Annotated in this window: 1 protein-coding gene; it reads left to right on the top strand. The window is 35.3% G+C overall.

What is annotated here, in order from left to right; genetic code table 11:
• On the top strand, positions 1-1,281 hold a 1,281-nt coding region (locus ACYVTD_RS13080; RefSeq protein WP_461248180.1), incomplete at both ends, for a glycoside hydrolase family 13 protein.

Raw genomic sequence — 1,281 nt, 5'->3', positions numbered from 1 at the left:
GAACATCGTTTATAGAGAGCCTTATGGTGCGGTTAAGACTGGCACTGATGTTTTCTTGCGGATTAAGGTTAATACTTTAGATATTGAAGATGTTGATTTAAGAATTTGGGATGGTGCAGGTGAAGTTGTTATACCTATGCTTAAAGTGAATGAATTTTTTGAATGCAAGTTTAAGGCTAGCGAGAGTGCGAAAAATTTGTGGTATTATTTTGTTATTCATTATTTTGGCGGAGAAATTAAATATTATGGCAATAACGAGAAACATTTAGGTGGGATTGGTGAAATTTATGATGTTGAACCACCGAGCTATCAAATAACTGTTTATGATAAGGATTATGTCGTGCCAGCTTGGTATTCTAAGACGATTACATACCAAATTTTTGTTGACAGGTTTTTCAATTCAGGAAGAAAAAAAGTTTATAATGACACACAAATTTATCATAAAAATTGGGAAGAAAAGCCGATTAAGAACAACCTAAATAACGATTATTTTGGTGGCGATTTGGAAGGAATAATCGAAAAGTTACCGTATTTAAAGATGTTAAATGTGGGGGCTATATATCTTAATCCGATCTTTGAAGCGAATTCTAATCATAAATATAACACAAAAGATTTCAAGCAGATAGATATGCATTATGGAGATGAATCAACGTTTAAGAGGCTATGCAAAAAGGCAAAGGAAGCTGGGATTAGAATTATTTTGGATGGAGTTTTTAACCATGTGGGAAATGACAGCCAATACTTTGCGCGTGCGATTAGCGACGAGAATAGCCCATATTATAGTTGGTTTAATTTTACTACATATCCCTCAAAGTATGAATCTTGGTGGGGGATTAGGACGTTGCCTACCTTAAATAAATCTTGCGAAACTTTGAAAAATTATCTTTTTCGTGATGACGATAGCGTAATAAAAAAATGGTTAAAATTAGGGGCTAGCGGATGGCGTCTTGATGTTGTAGATGAGTTGCCGCAAAAATTCGTTGAGACGTTAAGAGAAAACGCTAAGAAAATAAAAAAGGATGCGGTTATAATCGGCGAGGTTTGGGAAGATGCGTCAAATAAAGTAAGTTATAGCATACCTAGAAGATATTTTCTTGGGGATGAGCTAGATGGCGTTATGAATTATCCCCTTAAAAACGCGCTGATTAATTTCATTATGGGGGGAATTTCGGCTGAGCTATTTTCTAGCATTTTTGAGAGTTTGAAGGAGAATTATCCGCAAACAAGCTTATATACGTCTATGAATATTCTTGGTGGTCATGATATTGTGCGCCCTAAGAC

The sequence above is a fragment of the Treponema sp. R6D11 genome, assembly GCF_054786075.1.
Note: the sequence above shows the minus strand (reverse complement) of the source record. Positions and strands in the feature narration are given on the sequence as shown.